Source organism: Acinetobacter equi (genome assembly GCF_001307195.1).
In the GTDB taxonomy this organism is placed as follows: Bacteria; Pseudomonadota; Gammaproteobacteria; order Pseudomonadales; family Moraxellaceae; genus Acinetobacter; species Acinetobacter equi.
This window is the reverse complement of record NZ_CP012808.1, coordinates 318,208-335,590: the sequence shown is the minus strand read 5'-3', so window position 1 is coordinate 335,590 and position 17,383 is coordinate 318,208. Positions and strand designations below refer to the sequence as shown.

15 protein-coding genes are annotated in these 17,383 nt (G+C 37.3%); 11 read left to right on the top strand and 4 right to left on the bottom strand.

Annotated elements, in window-relative coordinates; genetic code table 11:
• Positions 1 to 2: 2 nt before the first annotated feature.
• The 3 genes from AOY20_RS01550 to AOY20_RS01540 form a co-directional block, all read right to left on the bottom strand.
• Complete coding sequence (locus AOY20_RS01550) at positions 3 to 536, bottom strand: LPS-assembly lipoprotein LptE (RefSeq protein ID WP_054580243.1); 534 nt, start codon at positions 534 to 536, stop codon at positions 3 to 5.
• A 220-nt stretch (positions 537 to 756) separates the two neighbouring features.
• Positions 757 to 3,378, bottom strand: a complete 2,622-nt coding sequence (gene leuS, locus AOY20_RS01545) for a leucine--tRNA ligase (protein ID WP_054580242.1) — start codon at positions 3,376 to 3,378, stop codon at positions 757 to 759.
• Positions 3,379 to 3,494: 116 nt separating this feature from the next.
• The gene (locus AOY20_RS01540; RefSeq protein ID WP_081403333.1) at positions 3,495 to 3,839 is read right to left on the bottom strand and encodes a DUF4124 domain-containing protein; all 345 of its coding nucleotides are present in this window, start codon (positions 3,837 to 3,839) and stop codon (positions 3,495 to 3,497) included.
• Positions 3,840 to 4,535: 696 nt separating this feature from the next.
• On the opposite strand from AOY20_RS01540, the gene AOY20_RS01535 reads away from it, so the two are divergent.
• From AOY20_RS01535 to AOY20_RS01520, 4 genes are all read left to right on the top strand, one after another.
• Entirely contained in the window at positions 4,536 to 6,263 is a 1,728-nt protein-coding gene (locus AOY20_RS01535; RefSeq protein ID WP_054580240.1) for an acetolactate synthase 3 large subunit, read from the top strand.
• Complete coding sequence (gene ilvN, locus AOY20_RS01530; protein ID WP_054580239.1) at positions 6,260 to 6,751, top strand: acetolactate synthase small subunit; 492 nt, start codon at positions 6,260 to 6,262, stop codon at positions 6,749 to 6,751. The genes AOY20_RS01535 and ilvN overlap by 4 nt, the downstream gene beginning before the upstream one ends.
• A 106-nt stretch (positions 6,752 to 6,857) precedes the next feature.
• Entirely contained in the window at positions 6,858 to 7,874 is a 1,017-nt protein-coding gene (gene ilvC / locus AOY20_RS01525; protein ID WP_054580238.1) for a ketol-acid reductoisomerase, read from the top strand.
• A 403-nt stretch (positions 7,875 to 8,277) separates the two neighbouring features.
• Positions 8,278 to 9,096 (top strand): XAC2610-related protein, encoded by an 819-nt coding sequence (locus AOY20_RS01520; RefSeq protein WP_054580237.1) that lies wholly within the window; start codon positions 8,278 to 8,280, stop codon positions 9,094 to 9,096.
• Between the two features lie 548 nt (positions 9,097 to 9,644).
• Here AOY20_RS01520 and AOY20_RS01515 read toward each other — a convergent pair.
• Positions 9,645 to 10,850, bottom strand: a complete 1,206-nt coding sequence (locus AOY20_RS01515) for an RtcB family protein (RefSeq protein ID WP_054580236.1) — start codon at positions 10,848 to 10,850, stop codon at positions 9,645 to 9,647.
• A gap of 387 nt (positions 10,851 to 11,237) precedes the next feature.
• Here AOY20_RS01515 and iscX point away from each other — a divergent pair, with 387 nt between their 5' ends.
• The 7 genes from iscX (at position 11,238) to hisS (ending at position 17,374) form a co-directional block, all read left to right on the top strand.
• Positions 11,238 to 11,438: a Fe-S cluster assembly protein IscX gene (gene iscX / locus AOY20_RS01510; protein ID WP_054580235.1), complete on the top strand. Its 201-nt coding sequence runs from the start codon at positions 11,238 to 11,240 to the stop codon at positions 11,436 to 11,438.
• A gap of 111 nt (positions 11,439 to 11,549) precedes the next feature.
• Positions 11,550 to 11,981: a nucleoside-diphosphate kinase gene (ndk, locus tag AOY20_RS01505; protein ID WP_054580234.1), complete on the top strand. Its 432-nt coding sequence runs from the start codon at positions 11,550 to 11,552 to the stop codon at positions 11,979 to 11,981.
• A gap of 123 nt (positions 11,982 to 12,104) precedes the next feature.
• Positions 12,105 to 13,340, top strand: coding sequence for a dual-specificity RNA methyltransferase RlmN (gene rlmN, locus AOY20_RS01500; RefSeq protein ID WP_054580233.1), 1,236 nt, complete (start codon positions 12,105 to 12,107; stop codon positions 13,338 to 13,340).
• Between the two features lie 20 nt (positions 13,341 to 13,360).
• Positions 13,361 to 14,164, top strand: coding sequence for a type IV pilus biogenesis/stability protein PilW (pilW, locus tag AOY20_RS01495; protein WP_081403332.1), 804 nt, complete (start codon positions 13,361 to 13,363; stop codon positions 14,162 to 14,164).
• Entirely contained in the window at positions 14,155 to 14,943 is a 789-nt protein-coding gene (locus tag AOY20_RS01490) for a helix-turn-helix domain-containing protein (protein ID WP_054580232.1), read from the top strand. Before pilW ends, AOY20_RS01490 begins: the two co-directional genes overlap by 10 nt.
• A gap of 23 nt (positions 14,944 to 14,966) precedes the next feature.
• Positions 14,967 to 16,082 (top strand): flavodoxin-dependent (E)-4-hydroxy-3-methylbut-2-enyl-diphosphate synthase, encoded by a 1,116-nt coding sequence (ispG, locus tag AOY20_RS01485; protein WP_054580231.1) that lies wholly within the window; start codon positions 14,967 to 14,969, stop codon positions 16,080 to 16,082.
• The gene (gene hisS / locus AOY20_RS01480; protein ID WP_054580230.1) at positions 16,079 to 17,374 is read left to right on the top strand and encodes a histidine--tRNA ligase; all 1,296 of its coding nucleotides are present in this window, start codon (positions 16,079 to 16,081) and stop codon (positions 17,372 to 17,374) included. The genes ispG and hisS overlap by 4 nt, the downstream gene beginning before the upstream one ends.
• Positions 17,375 to 17,383 lie beyond the last annotated feature (9 nt).

The window sequence follows — 17,383 nt, the reverse complement described above, 5'->3', positions numbered from 1 at the left end:
CGTTATTGCTGTGGATTAGTCTGAGTAGGTTGAGAAATAGTTTCTAAACGATTTGATGAAATTTGGCGTGCAATTTGTTGTGCAACATCATCAATAAGCACTTGTTTTAAGTGTTTTTCTTCGAGATTGTCTGTGTTGACAGTTGCAGCATCATATTGATAACTACGTGTTGCCATAATTGTACGTTCATCTGTTAAAGGATTACCTGCAGCATCTTCAATTCTAAATGTTACAGTTACACGTAAAACATTTTGACGCAGTGTACCAGACAGCTGTAGAAGGTGAGGCGTATATTCAAGAACACGTAAGTTATAGGCATCTTGAGCATCACTGAGTTGAACACCCGCAGAGCTGAGGTAAAGGGCTAATTTTTCTTCTAGATTTTCTGCATTACTTGGAACAGTAATAGACATTCTTGAATATTGTACAGGAGCAGAAGTTACGCTTTTGCCTTTTAGATGAAAACCACATCCTACTAAGCTAGCACTTAGCCCCAAAGTCAATATAACTGCGGCAACACGTTGAACTAAATGCATGCGGTGTCCTCTAAAGATAAACAGTCTCAAGTTGTTGAGTGTATTTTTTAAAAATAATGTCGATTGTAAAGTCAAAGCCCGTTGGCTGGCAACGGGCATTGTTTGTGAATTGTGAAATCCTTAGACTCTCTCGCCTTTTAGGAGAGGGTTATTCATTCTCACCCTCATCCTAACCTTCTCCCTGAGCCATATATGGCGCAAGAGAAGGAGCTATAGGGGATTAAACCACCAAATTCACTAATTTATTTGGAACAACAATTTCTTTCTTGGTTGGACCAGTCAAGAATTGTTGAACTTCAGGCAATGCTTTTGCTTGCGCTAAGATGTCATCTTTAGATGCATCTACAGACACTTCAAGTTTGCCACGAAGTTTACCATTCACTTGAACTACAATTGTTTGTGTATTACGAGTAAGTGCAGATTCATCCACTTGAGGGAATTGAGTTGCAGTTAATTCGATACCAAACTGTGCTAATAGAGTTTGGCTTAAATGTGGTGCAAATGGCGCTAATAAAGTAAGAAGTGTAGTGATGGATTCACGTGAAACAGCAACGTCATTATCATCTTTTGCTTCAAACTTATTGTTCGCATTTAATAATTCCATCATCGCTGCAATTGCAGTGTTGAATGCATGACGACGTTCAATATCATCACCCACTTTTTGGATAGTTTCATGCGTTTTACGACGTAAGTCTTGTGCAGCAGTAGAAAGAGCAGCTTTGTCAATGTTTGTTGCATTGTTACCTTTTTCAAGGAAACTAGTCGTTAAACGCCAAACACGTTTTAAGAAACGATTTGAACCTTCAACACCTGCATCAGACCATTCAAGAGATTGATCTGGTGGAGCAGCGAACATCATGAATACACGTGCTGTATCTGCGCCGTATTGGTCAATAATTGCTTGCGGATCGATACCGTTATTTTTCGATTTCGACATTTTTTCTTGACCGCCAACAATAACGTCTTGACCATCACCATTGTATTTTGCAGAAGTGATACGACCTTTTTCGTCGCGTTCAAGTTCGATATCGGCAGGGTTGAACCAAGTTTTCTTACCAGATTCAGATTCACGGTAGTAAGTATCTGCAAGTACCATACCTTGAGTTAACAAGTTAGTGAATGGTTCATTGCCTTGAACTACGCCTTCATCACGCATCAATTTATGGAAGAAGCGAGCATATAATAAGTGAAGGATTGCGTGTTCAACACCACCAATGTATTGGTTTACAGGTAACCAAGTTTGACCTGCTTCAGGTTTAACCATGCCATCTGTAAAGTCTGGAGATGCATAACGTGCGTAATACCAAGAAGATTCTACGAATGTATCTAGCGTATCTGTTTCACGACGTGCATCGCCACCACAGCATGGGCAAGTAGTTTCATAGAATTCAGGCATCTTGTTCAATGGGTTACCTGAACCATCTGGAACAACATCAGTCGGAAGTACAACAGGAAGTTGTTCTTCAGGCACTGGCACTTGCCCACAGGTATTACAGTTAATCATTGGAATTGGACAACCCCAGTAACGCTGACGAGATACACCCCAGTCACGTAAACGGAATTGTACTTTTACATTTGCTAAGCTTTGTGGCTCTAATTTAGCAAGGAATGCGTCAAAAGCACCTTGGAAATCTAGACCATCAAACTCACCAGAGTTAACAAGTTTACCTTCTTTAGAGCCGTACCATTCTTGCCATTCGGTAGCAGAGAACTCAGCATCATCAGCGCCTTTCGCATCAATGACTTGCTTGATAGTTAGACCATATTTGTTGGCAAATTCAAAGTCACGTTCATCGTGTGATGGAACTGCCATCACTGCACCTGAACCGTAAGACATGAGTACGTAGTTTGCGATCCAAACAGGAACTTCTTCACCTGTTACAGGATGTTTTACAGAAAGACCTGTTGCCATGCCTTTCTTCTCAGCAGTTGCAAGGTCAGCTTCTGCTACAGAACCCATACGGCATTCTTCAATAAATGCAGCAAGCTCTGGATTGTTTTCCGCCGCTTTAAGCGCCATTGGATGTTCTGCTGCAACAGCAACATAAGTTACACCCATTAATGTGTCGGCACGTGTGGTAAATACAGTTAAACCATCTGCATAAACTGTAGGATTTGCCGAAGGGAAAGTAATTTCCATCCCTTGTGAGCGACCAATCCAGTTACGTTGCATGGTAAGAACTTGTTGTGGCCAACCATCTTTTAGTGTATCTAAATCGTCAAGTAATTCTTGTGCATAATCAGTAATGCGGAAGTAGTACATTGGAATATCACGTTTTTCTACCAATGCACCTGAACGCCAACCACGCCCATTTTCAACTTGTTCATTTGCTAAAACTGTTTGATCAACTGGATCCCAGTTTACAGTTGAAAGCTTACGATAAATTAAACCTTTTTTATAAAGCTGAACGAATAACCATTGTTCCCAACGGTAATATTCAGGCGTACAGGTTGCAAATTCACGGTCCCAATCAATTGAAAGCCCTAATTTTTTTAACTGATTACGCATGTAATCAATATTTTCAAATGTCCATTTTGCAGGAGCAACTTGATGTGCAATTGCAGCATTTTCAGCAGGTAAGCCAAAAGCATCCCAACCCATAGGTTGAAGTACAGTTTCACCTTTTAAACGGTGGAAACGGCTAATAACGTCACCAATCGTATAGTTACGCACATGACCCATGTGAAGTTTACCACTTGGGTAAGGGAACATCGAGAGGATGTAACGACGTGGACCTTCTACAGTATCGGCAACTTTAAAGGCTTTGCGAGCTTCCCAGTCTTGTTGGACTGTTGGTTCAATCGCACTTGCTTGATATTCAGGATCAATGTGAGTAGTCATAAACGTAAATTAGGAATAAAGGTTAAAAAAGTTTGTTGCACAGCATAGCGCAAAATGCATCTAAATGTGAATTTTGACGATGCATTTATAACGGAAAAATGAATTGTTTTTAGAAATTACAATAAACTAGATTGTTTTTGATGAGTTTCTTGTGATTTCATATCTTTTTGTACAGTAGGCGTCTCTTTGGCTGTTGAATGTATGGGTAATATCTCAGGTGTAGTGATTTGTGTTACCGACTCAGATGAAGCATCTGTTGGAGTCGTCGTTGATGTTCGATATCCATAAGTTTCAACTTGTCCTAAATTTTTAGAATTTTTAGGTGGTGGTGTTTTTGTGTAGTGAGTTGAACCATTTTTATCGATCCACTTGTAGAAACTTTGTGCATAAAGTGTAGTGCTGAAAAGGACTTGTGAGTAAAATACAGACAAACAGCATAGTCTTTTAAGGCATATTTTCATGGTGTTGTTTCCTATTTTTGGTTTAAATAAAACACAAATTTATGATTTGTTTTTTTCTGTTTTATATTAAAGAATTATAAGTTTTTGAGTGGACTTGCTTTGTATTTTTGATCGTGATTTGCATAGTATAAAATCAAACTGAAATGGAGATAAATGGCTTTTTAGGAAATATTGCATAAAAAACTTTCTTTAAATTAAAGATTTATTATTCTTTTTTTTTATATGTTGGAAATTAAATTTTTATACCTTATTTTTATTTTATTTATTAAAAACAAGTATTAAGTCGATATTTTTAATTTTATAAATAGAGAAATGAAACTAAACATTGGCTAAAATTTAAGTGATGGATAAATAATAAGTAAAAAGCTAATTTTTGAACTTGACTTTGATTGTCGAAACAACAAAAATGCAGTCTTTAGTTTTATATGCCTTTCATCGATCACCCTTCGATAAAGTGTCATCTCTTGCAATGGGCAACTTCTCTAGCCGAGAAATTGTACAAAGCTTATTAACATATTTATCCCAATATGTTTGAGATCTAGTATTACTTAATCCAGTAGTAAGATCGTAAATTTTACCTTTTGCAATGAAAACTAGGAAATATGTGTGCTATAACAGTGCATACAATGAATTAATGAAAATGCTGCACAAGTGCCTTCCACTTTGTTTGCAGTGATAAGATCAGGGTGAATCACGTTGGAACTTTTATCTGGTGGTGACATGCTAGTTCGCGCATTAGCGGACGAAGGCGTAGAACATGTTTTTGGGTATCCAGGCGGCGCTGTATTACATATTTACGACGCGTTTTTTCGACAAGACAAAATTAACCATTACCTCGTACGTCATGAGCAAGCTGCTGGACATATGGCAGATGCCTATTCGCGTGTGACAGGTAAGACAGGTGTTGTACTTGTAACATCTGGTCCGGGTGCAACGAATACAGTAACTCCAATTGCAACAGCCTATATGGACTCCATCCCGATGGTAATTTTGTCGGGACAGGTTGCTTCGCATTTAATTGGTGAAGATGCATTTCAAGAAACAGACATGGTGGGTATTTCTCGCCCAATCGTAAAACATAGTTTCCAAGTGCGTCATGCAAGTGAAATTCCCTCAATAATTAAAAAAGCATTCTATATCGCATCAAGTGGTCGTCCAGGTCCTGTTGTTGTTGATATTCCAAAAGATGTAACTAATCCTGCTGAGAAATTTGCTTACGAATATCCAGAAAAAGTGAAGATGCGTTCTTATCAACCACCGCATCGTGGTCATTCAGGTCAAATTCGTAAAGCAATTGATGAGCTTTTGAATGCTAAACGCCCAGTGATTTATTCAGGTGGCGGTGTAGTTCAAGGTAATGCTTCTGAACAATTAACAGAACTTGCGCATATTCTTGGCTTCCCAGTAACAAATACATTGATGGGCTTGGGTGCATTCCCTGGTGATGATTCTCAATTTATTGGTATGTTGGGAATGCATGGTACTTATGAAGCCAATATGACCATGCACAATGCAGATGTGATTTTGTGTATAGGTGCGCGCTTCGATGACCGTGTAACGAATAACCCTGCAAAATTCTGTCCAAATGCAAAAGTTATTCATATTGATATTGACCCTGCAACGATTTCAAAAACAATTATGGCGCATATCCCAATTGTGGGAGCTGTTGAGCCTGTATTGACAGAAATGTTGGCGCAATTGAAACAAATGAATGTTTCTAAGCCAAATTCTGAAGAAATTGCTGCATGGTGGGATCAAATTAATGAATGGCGTAAAGTTCATGGTTTGAGATATCAACCTGCTACTAATGGTGGAATGAAGCCACAGCAAGTAGTTGAAGCATTGGATAAAGTGACAAATAGTGAAGCAATTATTACGTCTGACGTTGGTCAACACCAAATGTTTGGCGCACTTTACTATACGTACAAACGTCCACGTCAATGGATCAACTCTGGTGGTCTTGGCACAATGGGTGTTGGTTTGCCATATGCTATGGCTGCTAAGCTTGCATTCCCCGATCAACAAGTTGTATGTATCACAGGTGAAGCATCAATTCAGATGTGTATCCAAGAGCTTTCAACATGTAAGCAATATGGCTTAAATGTGAAAATTCTTTGCCTAAATAACCGTGCTTTAGGTATGGTTAAACAGTGGCAAGATATGAATTATGAAGGTCGTCATTCAAGTTCTTATGTAGAGTCATTACCTGATTTTGCGAAGTTGATGGAAGCTTATGGTCATGTAGGTATTCAAATTGATCATGCAGATGAGCTTGAATCGAAACTTGCTGAAGCAATGGCGATTAACGATAAATGCGTATTTATTAATGTCATGGTAGACCGTTCTGAGCATGTATACCCAATGCAAATTGCTGGTCAATCTATGCAAGATATGTGGTTGGCTAAAGGGGAGCGCACGAAATGAGACATATAATTTCAGTTCTCATGGAAAACGAAGCAGGTGCACTTTCACGTTTGGTGGGTTTGTTTTCTCAACGTGGTTATAACATTGAGAGTTTAAACGTAGCACCAACAGAAGACCCAACACTATCTCGTTTAACATTAACAACTTATGGTGATGACCATAAAATCGAACAAATCACAAAACAATTAAACAAGCTTGTTGAAGTTGTGAAAGTTGTAGATTTGTCTGAGGGTGCACATATTGAACGTGAACTTATGCTGATTAAAGTAAAAGCATTGGGTTCTGCTCGTGATGAAATCAAACGTACAGCTGATATTTTTCGTGGACAAGTTGTAGATGTAACACCTACAACGTACACCATTCAATTGGCAGGTACGACTGAAAAGCTAGATGGCTTTATCGATGCATTAGCTGAAAATACAATTTTAGAAGTTGTACGTTCAGGTGTATCAGGTATTGCACGTGGCGAAAAAGTTTTAACAATTTAATTTTTTATACATTTTCTCTCTAATGAATTAGAGAGACCTTAGTCAAATGACATCTAAAAAACATCATGGGACTAAGAGGGTAACAAGCATTTTAGCGGAGACAGCAATGCAAATTTTTTATGATAAAGACACAGACCTATCTATCATCCAAAGCAAAAAAGTAGCAATCATTGGTTACGGTTCACAAGGTCACGCACATGCGCTTAACCTTAAAGATTCTGGTGTTGACGTAACTGTAGGCTTACGTGCTGGTTCTACTTCTTGGAAGAAAGCTGAAAATGCTGGTCTTAAAGTGTCAGAAGTTCCTGCTGCTGTTGCTCAAGCTGACTTAGTAATGATCTTGACTCCAGATGAGTTTCAAGCTCAACTTTACCGCGACGTAATTGAACCAAATATCAAAGAAGGCGCAACTTTAGCATTTGCTCATGGTTTCTCTGTTCTTTATAACCAAGTTGTTCCACGTAAAGATCTTGATGTAATCATGGTTGCTCCAAAAGCACCTGGTCATACTGTACGTTCAGAATTCCAACGTGGTTCAGGTGTTCCTGACTTAATCGCGATTCACCAAGATGCTTCTGGTAACGCTCGTAACGTAGCGCTTTCTTATGCTTCAGGCGTAGGTGGCGGTCGTACTGGTATTATCGAAACTTCATTCCGTGAAGAAACTGAAACTGACTTATTCGGTGAGCAAGCAGTTCTTTGTGGTGGTGCTGTTGAATTGGTTAAAATGGGCTTCGAAACTCTTGTTGAAGCTGGTTATGCTCCAGAAATGGCGTACTTCGAATGTCTACACGAACTTAAATTGATCGTTGACTTAATGTTCGAAGGCGGTATCGCGGACATGAACTACTCAGTATCTAACAATGCTGAATATGGCGAATACGTAACTGGCGTTGAAGTTATCAACGAACAGTCTCGTGAAGCGATGCGTAATGCACTTAAACGTATTCAATCTGGCGAATACGCGAAGATGTTCATTCAAGAAGGTGCGTTGAACTACCCATCTATGACTGCTCGTCGTCGTCAAAACGCGGCTCATGGTATCGAAGTAACTGGTAATAAGTTACGTGCGATGATGCCTTGGATTCAAGCAAACAAAATCGTAGACAAAGAAAAGAACTAAGTTACGTGCCTCAAGAAAAGTAAAGCAGTGCTTTGCTTTTCCTTCGTGCCTTGGATTCAAGCAAAAAAATCGTTGATAAAGAGGAAAACTAATTTCTTGAATCAATTGGTTTTTAATGCGAAAACCCACTCATAGAGTGGGTTTTTTATATTTACAATAATGTATTTTAAAAAAGTAAAGGATTGTTTTCCTTATGTTTTTACAAGCAAATGTATTTTGCTACTTGAGTTTTATTTAAAGCAATACTTTGAATTTATTTATAATTTGGATTCGAGTTAATTAAATCATAACAAAGAAAAAAACAGTTTTAGCTCTTTGTTTGGAAAGCCAATATTTTGTCGTGAGCATTTTTTTGTGATAACTTTGTCACAATTCAAAATTTAAAAAAATAAAAGGTAATGCTTTGAATAAGTTTATTTTTACGGGTGTTTTAAGTGTGGTATTTAATATAAACCATACTTTTGCTCAAAATTCATTAATGGAATCCCCATCTTTAGTGCCTCTTTCATCTGTAAATGTGCAAGTGCAGCGTGCATTGATGACACAAAGTGGAGCTTATTTGCTACAACTTGGTTCTGGATATTGGAATCCTAAAGGAACTTTATATGATGTTAAGCATCATCAAATTACCAGCTTAATGGGTTTGCAAAAAGGTGATCAGATTACAATGACAGGGGGATCAACCACTGATCGTGAATCTGTTGCAGATGCTATTCAGCTACAAGGAGCTTTAGATGTTGAAACAGGTATCTATCGTGCGACATTAATGGATCGCTTGCAAGGTTTTAAGCAAGAGTTAATTTTTTCACCGCTTGTTAAGGTTTCGAATCGACCCACATTTTTGTTGAAGTTTTATGGTAATGAAAATAAAGAATCTGGCGACAAAATTATTCAAAAAATAGAGGTGATTGATCGTAAAACAAAACAACCTTATCAATCATTAGCAGGCTTTAGTGCATATTCTAGTCAAGTTCAGTATGTCGACTTAAATTTTGATGGGTATTTTGATTTGGTTTTAAAAGATACCTCCTCTATTTTGGGTGAGGGTGATCGTTCAATTTATTGGATGTATAATCCTGAAACTAAAAAATTTCAGAGATCTCCACAATTAGAGACTTTGGGAGGGACACCAATTGTGAATATTGAAAAGCATCAAGTAAGTTTTGGAGATGGGCAGCTTTATATTATTCAAGATGGTCAATTTTATAGAATAAAAAATTAGGAAGCGTAATTTAAATATAATAATAAAAAAAAGCCCGATAAATATCGGGCTTTTTTGTGATTATATAATGTTTGTTTTTATTATATTCCCCCTGGATGATCCAGTATTATTTTATGTTCCCCATTAGGCTTTTATATGTTCTTTATTTTTTTTTACATCATACCGTAATTTAAAAATAATAAAACACAGTATAATGCCATGGATTGATAATTTTTTATTTAATTTAATTTAAACAATGGTTTATATTTATTCTTTATTAAAACACTCAAGTATTTAATAAACAATATATATTTATATAAAATATATTTGATTGATATTATTTGTCTTTTTTATTGAAATATCACATAATGTATATATAAAAAATAAATTTATGATTTTTAATATTAATGATGGGGTCGTTATGAAGATACAATTAGATCATATATATTTGTTTATTGTGCTTTGTTTGGCGGTATCTATTGTGAGTTTGATTTTGGTTAAAGTTTCGAACCCAATAAGATATTTGTTCTTTTAGTAAAAAAACCTGACAAATTGTCAGGTTTTTTGTTTTATCCTTTAATACAAAGGACCTGCTTTAGTGTATGCACGACTTCAATGAGGTCTGATTGGTTTTCCATGACTTCATCAATATTTTTATACGCACTTGGAATTTCATCAACAACGCCTTTGTCTTTACGACACTCAATACCTTGAGTTTGTTGAATAAGATCTTGTTGATTAAAAATTCTTTTTGCTTTACTACGACTCATTTTACGACCAGCACCATGTGAACAAGAACAAAAAGATTCTGGATTTCCTTTACCTTTTACAATAAAAGATTTTGCTCCCATAGAACCCGGAATAATTCCATATTCATCTAGACCAGCACGAATAGCACCTTTACGAGTCACAAAAACATCCTCACCAAAATGATGCTCTTTTTGTACATAGTTGTGGTGGCAGTTAATAGCTTCTTTGGTCATTTGAAAGCTAGGCAATAATGGGCGAACGGCTTCTAAAATTAAACGCATCATTTCACGTCTATTTTCATAAGCATATTCTTGAGCCCATTCAACAGCTTCTACATAATCATCAAAGCTATTTGAACCTTCTGCAAAATAAGATAAGTCTTTATCAGGTACATGACCAAATCGACTTTGAGCTTCTTTTTTTGCTCGTTCAATAAAGTAGGTGCCAATCACATTGCCTAAACCACGACTACCTGAATGAAGCATAATCCAAACATCATCATTTTCATCTAAACAGAGTTCAATGAAATGATTACCTCCACCTAAAGTTCCGAGTTGCTTTGCCCATGTGCTATCAAAATTGCGTAACATTCGAGTCAGAGCAGGGTGTTTATCAGTAATAACTTTTAAGCGCTTTTCTAATGGAGATAAAGTTGATGCTTTAGCCTTAATTTGCCTATGCACCCCAAAACCAATTGGAACTTTACGCTCTATTGCATTACGAAGCGTACTTAAGTTATCAGGAAGTTGAGATGCTTTTAGACTAAGTCTTAAGGCATTCATTCCACAACCAATATCTACACCTACAGCAGCAGGAATAATGGCATTTTTAGTTGGAATAACACTTCCTACAGTTGCACCTTTGCCTAAATGAACATCGGGCATTGCGGCAATATGTGAATGAATAAATTGTAGTTGTGACATTTTTTTGAGTTGATCAATACTCTCAGAATCAATGTCATTTGTATAAATTTTTACGGGAACGCCATAGTGTGCTTCAGCGTTCAAAAGCATTTTAATGCCCATGATATTTCTCTTTTTTGAGTTTTTATCTGTATCCGAGAAAGCGCTATATCGATAAAGAGATATAAAAAAACCTAGCGAATGCTAGGTTGATTTGGCATTCGGACACATTGCTTTCATGTGTCCGTGAGTTGACACATGCAAATTAAGTTAAATTTTTCTCTGTAAGTAACGGCATGTGAAACCTCCTAATAAAACTGGTGACCAAAAATAGGTCTGAATGAATTTTGCGCTATTTTAGTAGATAAAAAGTTTTTGTCAACGCTTGCTTAAAAATGATGTAGCTAATTTAAATGCTAATCTAAGAGTATAATTAGAAAATAGAAGATGAGTACATAAACATTTAAATTTGATAAAATGAAATATATTTATCGATGTTAAGGAATACTCATGGGGTTACGTTGGACGGATACCATTGATATCGCTATTGAACTTTATGAAGCACATCCAGATGTAGATCCACAATGGATTCGTTTCACAGACTTACATGCATGGGTTTGTGCATTACCAGACTTTAATGATGACCCGATAAAATCGACTGAAGGGCTTTTGGAAGCGATTCAAATGGCTTGGATTGATGAAGCAAGTTAATTTTGACATCGAAAAAAACTAACTTTTTTACATGTTAAAAGCAGAATTTAGAACATTATTCGGTATAATGCGCCAAATTTTCTTGTCTATCTTGACTTAAGGAGCCTATCAATGGCTATTGAACGTACATTTTCTATCGTAAAACCAGACGCAGTTGCTAAAAACCATGTTGGTGAAATCTTCACTCGTTTTGAAAAAGCTGGTCTTAAAATTGTTGCAACTAAAATGAAACATTTGACTAAAGCTGAAGCTGAAGGTTTTTATGCTGAGCATAAAGAACGTGGTTTCTTTGCTGACTTAGTTGCATTCATGACTTCTGGTCCAGTTGTTGTTTCAGTTCTTGAAGGCGAAAACGCAGTTCTTGCTCACCGTGAAATTCTTGGTGCTACTAACCCTAAAGAAGCTGCTCCTGGTACTATCCGTGCAGATTTCGCTGAAAGCATCGACGAAAATGCTGCTCATGGTTCTGACTCAGTTGCATCTGCTGAACGTGAAGTTAACTACTTCTTCGCTCAAACTGAGATCTGCCCACGTACTCGTTAATTCGAAGTATTCAAACCAGATAAGTGATATTATACTTATCTGGTTTTTTTATTCCTTAAAGAAACTTTCGCTCGTTTATTGAGCTTCTCCTTTCATCTATAGACATAGTTTAGGTAATTACACATGAGTATTGAAGTGGTCGCTGTACCAGATTTTTCGGTTGAACAGCAACAATCTCCATCCGCTCCTGCACAGCAAAATGTTGTGGAGAAAGTGAATTTACTTGGTATGTCTCGTCCGCAAATGGAAAAGTTCTTTGAAGATTTAGGCGAAAAGAAATTTCGCGCTGGACAAGTGATGAAATGGATTCATCAGTTTTTTGTGACAGACTTTGCTGAAATGACAAACATTTCAGGTAAGTTACGTGAAAAATTAGAAAAAATTGCAGAAGTTAAAGCACCAGAAGTTGTTCACCGTAATTATTCAAAAGATGGTACACGTAAGTGGGTTTTCCGTGTGGGGGATGGTGAAGGTTCATTGGTTGAAACTGTTCTTATTCCTGCGGAAGATAAAACGGGTGCACGTAAAACCTTGTGTATTTCTTCACAAGTAGGCTGTGCTTTGGACTGTTCATTCTGTTCTACAGGTAAGCAAGGTTTTCAACGTGATTTAAATCAAGCAGAAATTATTGGTCAATTGTGGATGGCAAACTTCTCATATATGGAAGAAGTGCCAGTTGCAGAGCGTGAGCGTTCAGTGACAAATGTTGTAATGATGGGAATGGGTGAACCATTGTTAAACTATGATGCTGTATTGAATTCAATGCGCATTATGCTTGATGATTTTGCATATGGTATGTCAAAGCGTCGAGTAACATTATCTACTTCAGGTGTTGTACCTAAAATTGATCAATTAGCACAAGATATTGATGTTGCTTTAGCAATTTCACTTCATGCACCAAATGACGAATTACGTAATGAATTAGTTCCAATAAATAAGAAATATCCTTTAGAACAGCTTATTTCGGCATGTCAGCGCTATATTACTAAAGATGGTAATGAAAGTTCGCGTAAGCATGTCACTATTGAATATGTGATGTTAGATGGTGTAAATGATCATCCAGAACACGCACAACAAATGATTAAATTATTGAAAAACTTACCAAGTAAGATTAATTTAATTCCATTTAATCCTTTCCCACATGCGCCTTATGGGCGTTCAAGTCGTAATAGAATAATTTCTTTCCAAAAAACTTTGTCTGATGCAGGTTTTGTGTGTACGATTCGTCAGACACGTGGTGATGATATTGATGCAGCATGTGGACAATTAGTGGGGCAGGTAGCGGATAGAACACGTCGTGCAGAACAGTGGAAGAAGAAAATTGCTGCACAAGGCGAAATAATACGCTCAAGAGGATAACGATAAAAAGGGGAAGGCCATTGAGTAAGCCCAAATTAAAAGGTGTATGTGTTTTTGCGATATTAACTGTTGCTTTTTTAATGGTTGGATGTCAAACCGTAAATGGTTCTAAAACTGATCCAAAAACAGCTGTACAAGTGCGTACTCAAATGGCTGCCGAATATATTAAGCAGCATCGTTATGATGCTGCAAAACGTGAGCTAGATATTGCATTACAGTTGAATTCACGTGATGCTAGTGCAAATATGATGATGGGTATTCTTCTTCAACAAGAAGGAAGTCAGATCAATATTGAAAAAGCAGAGCGTTATTTAAAAACAGCGATTGCTGCTGAGCCAAAAAATGCTCAAATACGTAACAACTATGGTACGTATTTGTCTCAAATAGAACGTTATAATGAGGCTTTACAGCAATTTGAAATTGCAGGCTCTACATTGGGTTACGAACAGCGTTATACTGCCTTTGAAAATAAAGGCAGAATTTATGTGAAATTGAATGATATAGTGAATGCCGAAAAATCATTTAATCAAGCATTGCATGTGAATCGTAATTCTTATGTTTCAATGATAGAGTTAGCAGAATTAAATTATCTACGTGATGATCTCCCATCTGCGACTAAGTTTTACCAACAAGCGGTAGCCTTAGTAGGGGAAAAAAATTTAAATGCTCGTGCATTATGGGTTGGTATTCGATTAGCACGTGCAAATGGAAATCCATTGGAAATGCAGGTGCTTGTAAATCAGTTGCGAGCTTTGTACCCTGATAGCCAAGAATATCAACGTTATTTGCAATTACAGTACAATACTGAGGTCGTATGGAAGTAAATCCTAATTCAAAGCAATCAACAGGTGGAAATACCGTAACAAACGCATTAGGAAATGTTCAACGTTCAGGTGAGTACTTACGTCAGGTTCGATTGAATAAAAAACTTGAGCTTGACCAGATTGCAAACGAAATAAAAATACCGACAAAAACATTGATTGCTTTAGAGCAAGATGATTATGCGGCTTTACCCGAGGCAACCTTTATTAAAGGTTACTATCGCACTTATGCTAAATTTTTAAATGTTGATCCAACTGAAATTATTCAACGGTTTGAAGAAGCATGTGAAAGTGATACAGGTTTGTTACCGAATCATGCTCTTAATAACTCACCAATTAAAATTATGGGTAAACTACCTGGTTCGAACCGTGATCGTAATCGTAAGTGGTTAAAGCGTATTGGTATTGCTGCAGTTATTGTTATTATTTTGGTTGTGTTGGTTTCTACGATTCAAAATTGGACTAAAAATGATTCAAGTGATGTCGAAGCTTCAGCAACGCAAAGTGATGTGCAGGTGATTGCTTTAGATTCAGAGGGCAATATTTCTGGTGATCAACTTCAATTAGATTTTAGTCGACCAACATCAATTCATATTGTAGATTCTACAGGTAAGGTTTTAGCGACAGGTCGTCAATCTTCAACGATTAATTTAAGTGGTGAAACACCATTTCAAATTCGCTTAGATGATGCAACTGCTGTGACATTGAATTTAAATAATGAAAAGATTCCATTGGCACCATACACAGTGAATGGCAAAGCGGACTTCCGTTTGTCTCGTTAATCGTTGGAAAGTAGAGCGAAATAATGATTGAGAATCCAATTAAACGTCGTCCAACTCGTAAAATTCGTGTCGGTTCAGTTTATGTGGGTGGCGATGCGCCAATTAGCATCCAAAGTATGACCAATACTGAAACTTGTGATGTTGAAGCAACGGTTGCTCAGATTCAGCGTTGTGTTGATGCTGGGGCAGACATCATGCGTGTTTCCGTACCAAGTATGGAAGCTGCTGAGGCTTTTGGTGAAATTCGTAAACGTGTTCAAGTGCCATTGGTTGCAGATATTCACTTCGATTATAAAATTGCGCTTCGTGTAGCCGATTTAGGCGTAGATTGCTTACGTATTAATCCGGGTAACATTGGGTCTGAAGCTAAAATTCGCGAAGTTGTTGCTGCTGCAAAGCATAACGATATTTCTATGCGTATTGGCGTCAATGCGGGTTCATTAGAAAAAGATTTACAAAAGAAATATGGTGAGCCGACAGGCGCTGCACTTTTAGAATCTGCATTACGTCATATTGATATCTTGGATCGTTTAAATTTCCATGAATTTAAAATTTCGGTAAAAGCATCTAATGTATTTTTAACGATGGATGCTTATCGTTTATTATCGGAACAAATTGATAATCCTCTTCATTTGGGTGTAACTGAGGCAGGAATTTATCGTACAGGTTCAGTAAAATCTGCAATTGCCCTTGGCGGTTTATTGATGGATGGTATTGGCGATACGATGCGTATTTCACTTGCTGCAGAGCCTGAAGAAGAAATTAAAATTGGTTTCGATATTTTAAAATCATTAGGATTACGTTCTAATGGTATTAACTTTATTGCTTGCCCAAGTTGTTCTCGTCAAGAATTTAACGTAATTAAAGTGATGCAATCACTTGAAGAACGTCTAGAAGATATTCGTACACCAATGGATGTATCTGTTATTGGTTGTAAAGTGAATGGACCAGGCGAAGCAAAAGAGTCAGATATTGGTGTGGTAGGCGCTAGTCCTCGATCACTGGTGTATCGTAATGGTGAAAAAAGTCACCTAATCGACACCAATCAGTTAGTTGATGAAATCGAAACAATGGTTCGTCAACGTGTTAAAGAGCTTGAAGAAGCTAAATCTAAAGAGATCATTCGTAGTTCATCATGAGTTCAATTGTTGCAATCAAAGGTTTTAATGACATTCTTCCAACGCAAACTCCAGCGTGGAGACGTCTAGAACAGCATCTATCTTCTTTGATGGATGCTTACGGCTATCAACAAATCCGTTTGCCAATCGTTGAACAAACTCATTTGTTCAAACGTTCAATTGGCGATGCAACAGATATCGTTGAAAAAGAAATGTATACCTTCCTAGATAAGGGTAATCCACCTGAATCTTTGACTTTACGTCCTGAAGGTACCGCAGGTTGTGTGCGTGCAATGCTCGAACATAATTTACTTCGCGGTGCAACGCCTAAAGTGTGGTATGTCGGACCAATGTTTCGATATGAAAAACCACAAAAAGGTCGTTATCGTCAGTTTCACCAATTTGGTGTAGAAACTTTTGGTGTTGCAACACCAGATCAAGATGCTGAACTTATTTTAATGACAGCACGTTTATGGAAACGTATGGGTGTGTCAGATAAAGTTCAACTTGAGTTGAATACTTTAGGTGAATCGGATGAACGCGCTGCATATCGCGCTGCATTGGTTGAGTTCTTAGAAGCGCATAAAGCAGATTTGGATGAAGATTCTCAGCGTCGTTTAACAACAAACCCATTACGAATTCTTGATTCTAAAGATGCAAAAACTCAAGTAATTTTAGAAAATGCACCAAAACTTCATGACTTTATGGGCGAAGAAACTTTAGCTCATTTCAATCAGTTAAAACAGTATTTAACAGATGCAGGGATTAGTTTTGTAATTAATCAGAAGTTGGTACGTGGTTTAGATTATTACAATAAAACGGTTTTTGAATGGACAACAACTCATTTAGGCTCACAAGGTACGGTATGTGCCGGTGGTCGCTATGATGGTTTAGTTGGTCAATTAAAAGGTAAGGCTGATCAGTCTATTCCTGCAGTTGGTTTTGCAATGGGTATGGAGCGCTTACTTCTACTTCTTGAACAAGTTGAAGATAATATACCTGTACGTGATTGTGAAGTATTCTTGGTTTCAGATCCAGCTTCTCAAGGGAAAGCTTTAGTTTTGGCAGAGCAATTACGTGATCAGCTTGAACAGGCGAATAGTTCTATTCGTTTAAAAGTTGGTTCTCAGGGTTCAATGAAAAGCCAAATGAAAAAAGCGGATCAGTCAGGTGCGTTTTTGGCTTTAATCTTGGGTGAACGTGAATTAGAATCTGAGGCATTTTCAGTTAAAGAACTCGCAACGGCAGAGCAAACAGAAGTTACATTTGCTGATGCAGTCTCTTTTATTGTGAATAAACTTACTTCAAAATAAGCCATAGAA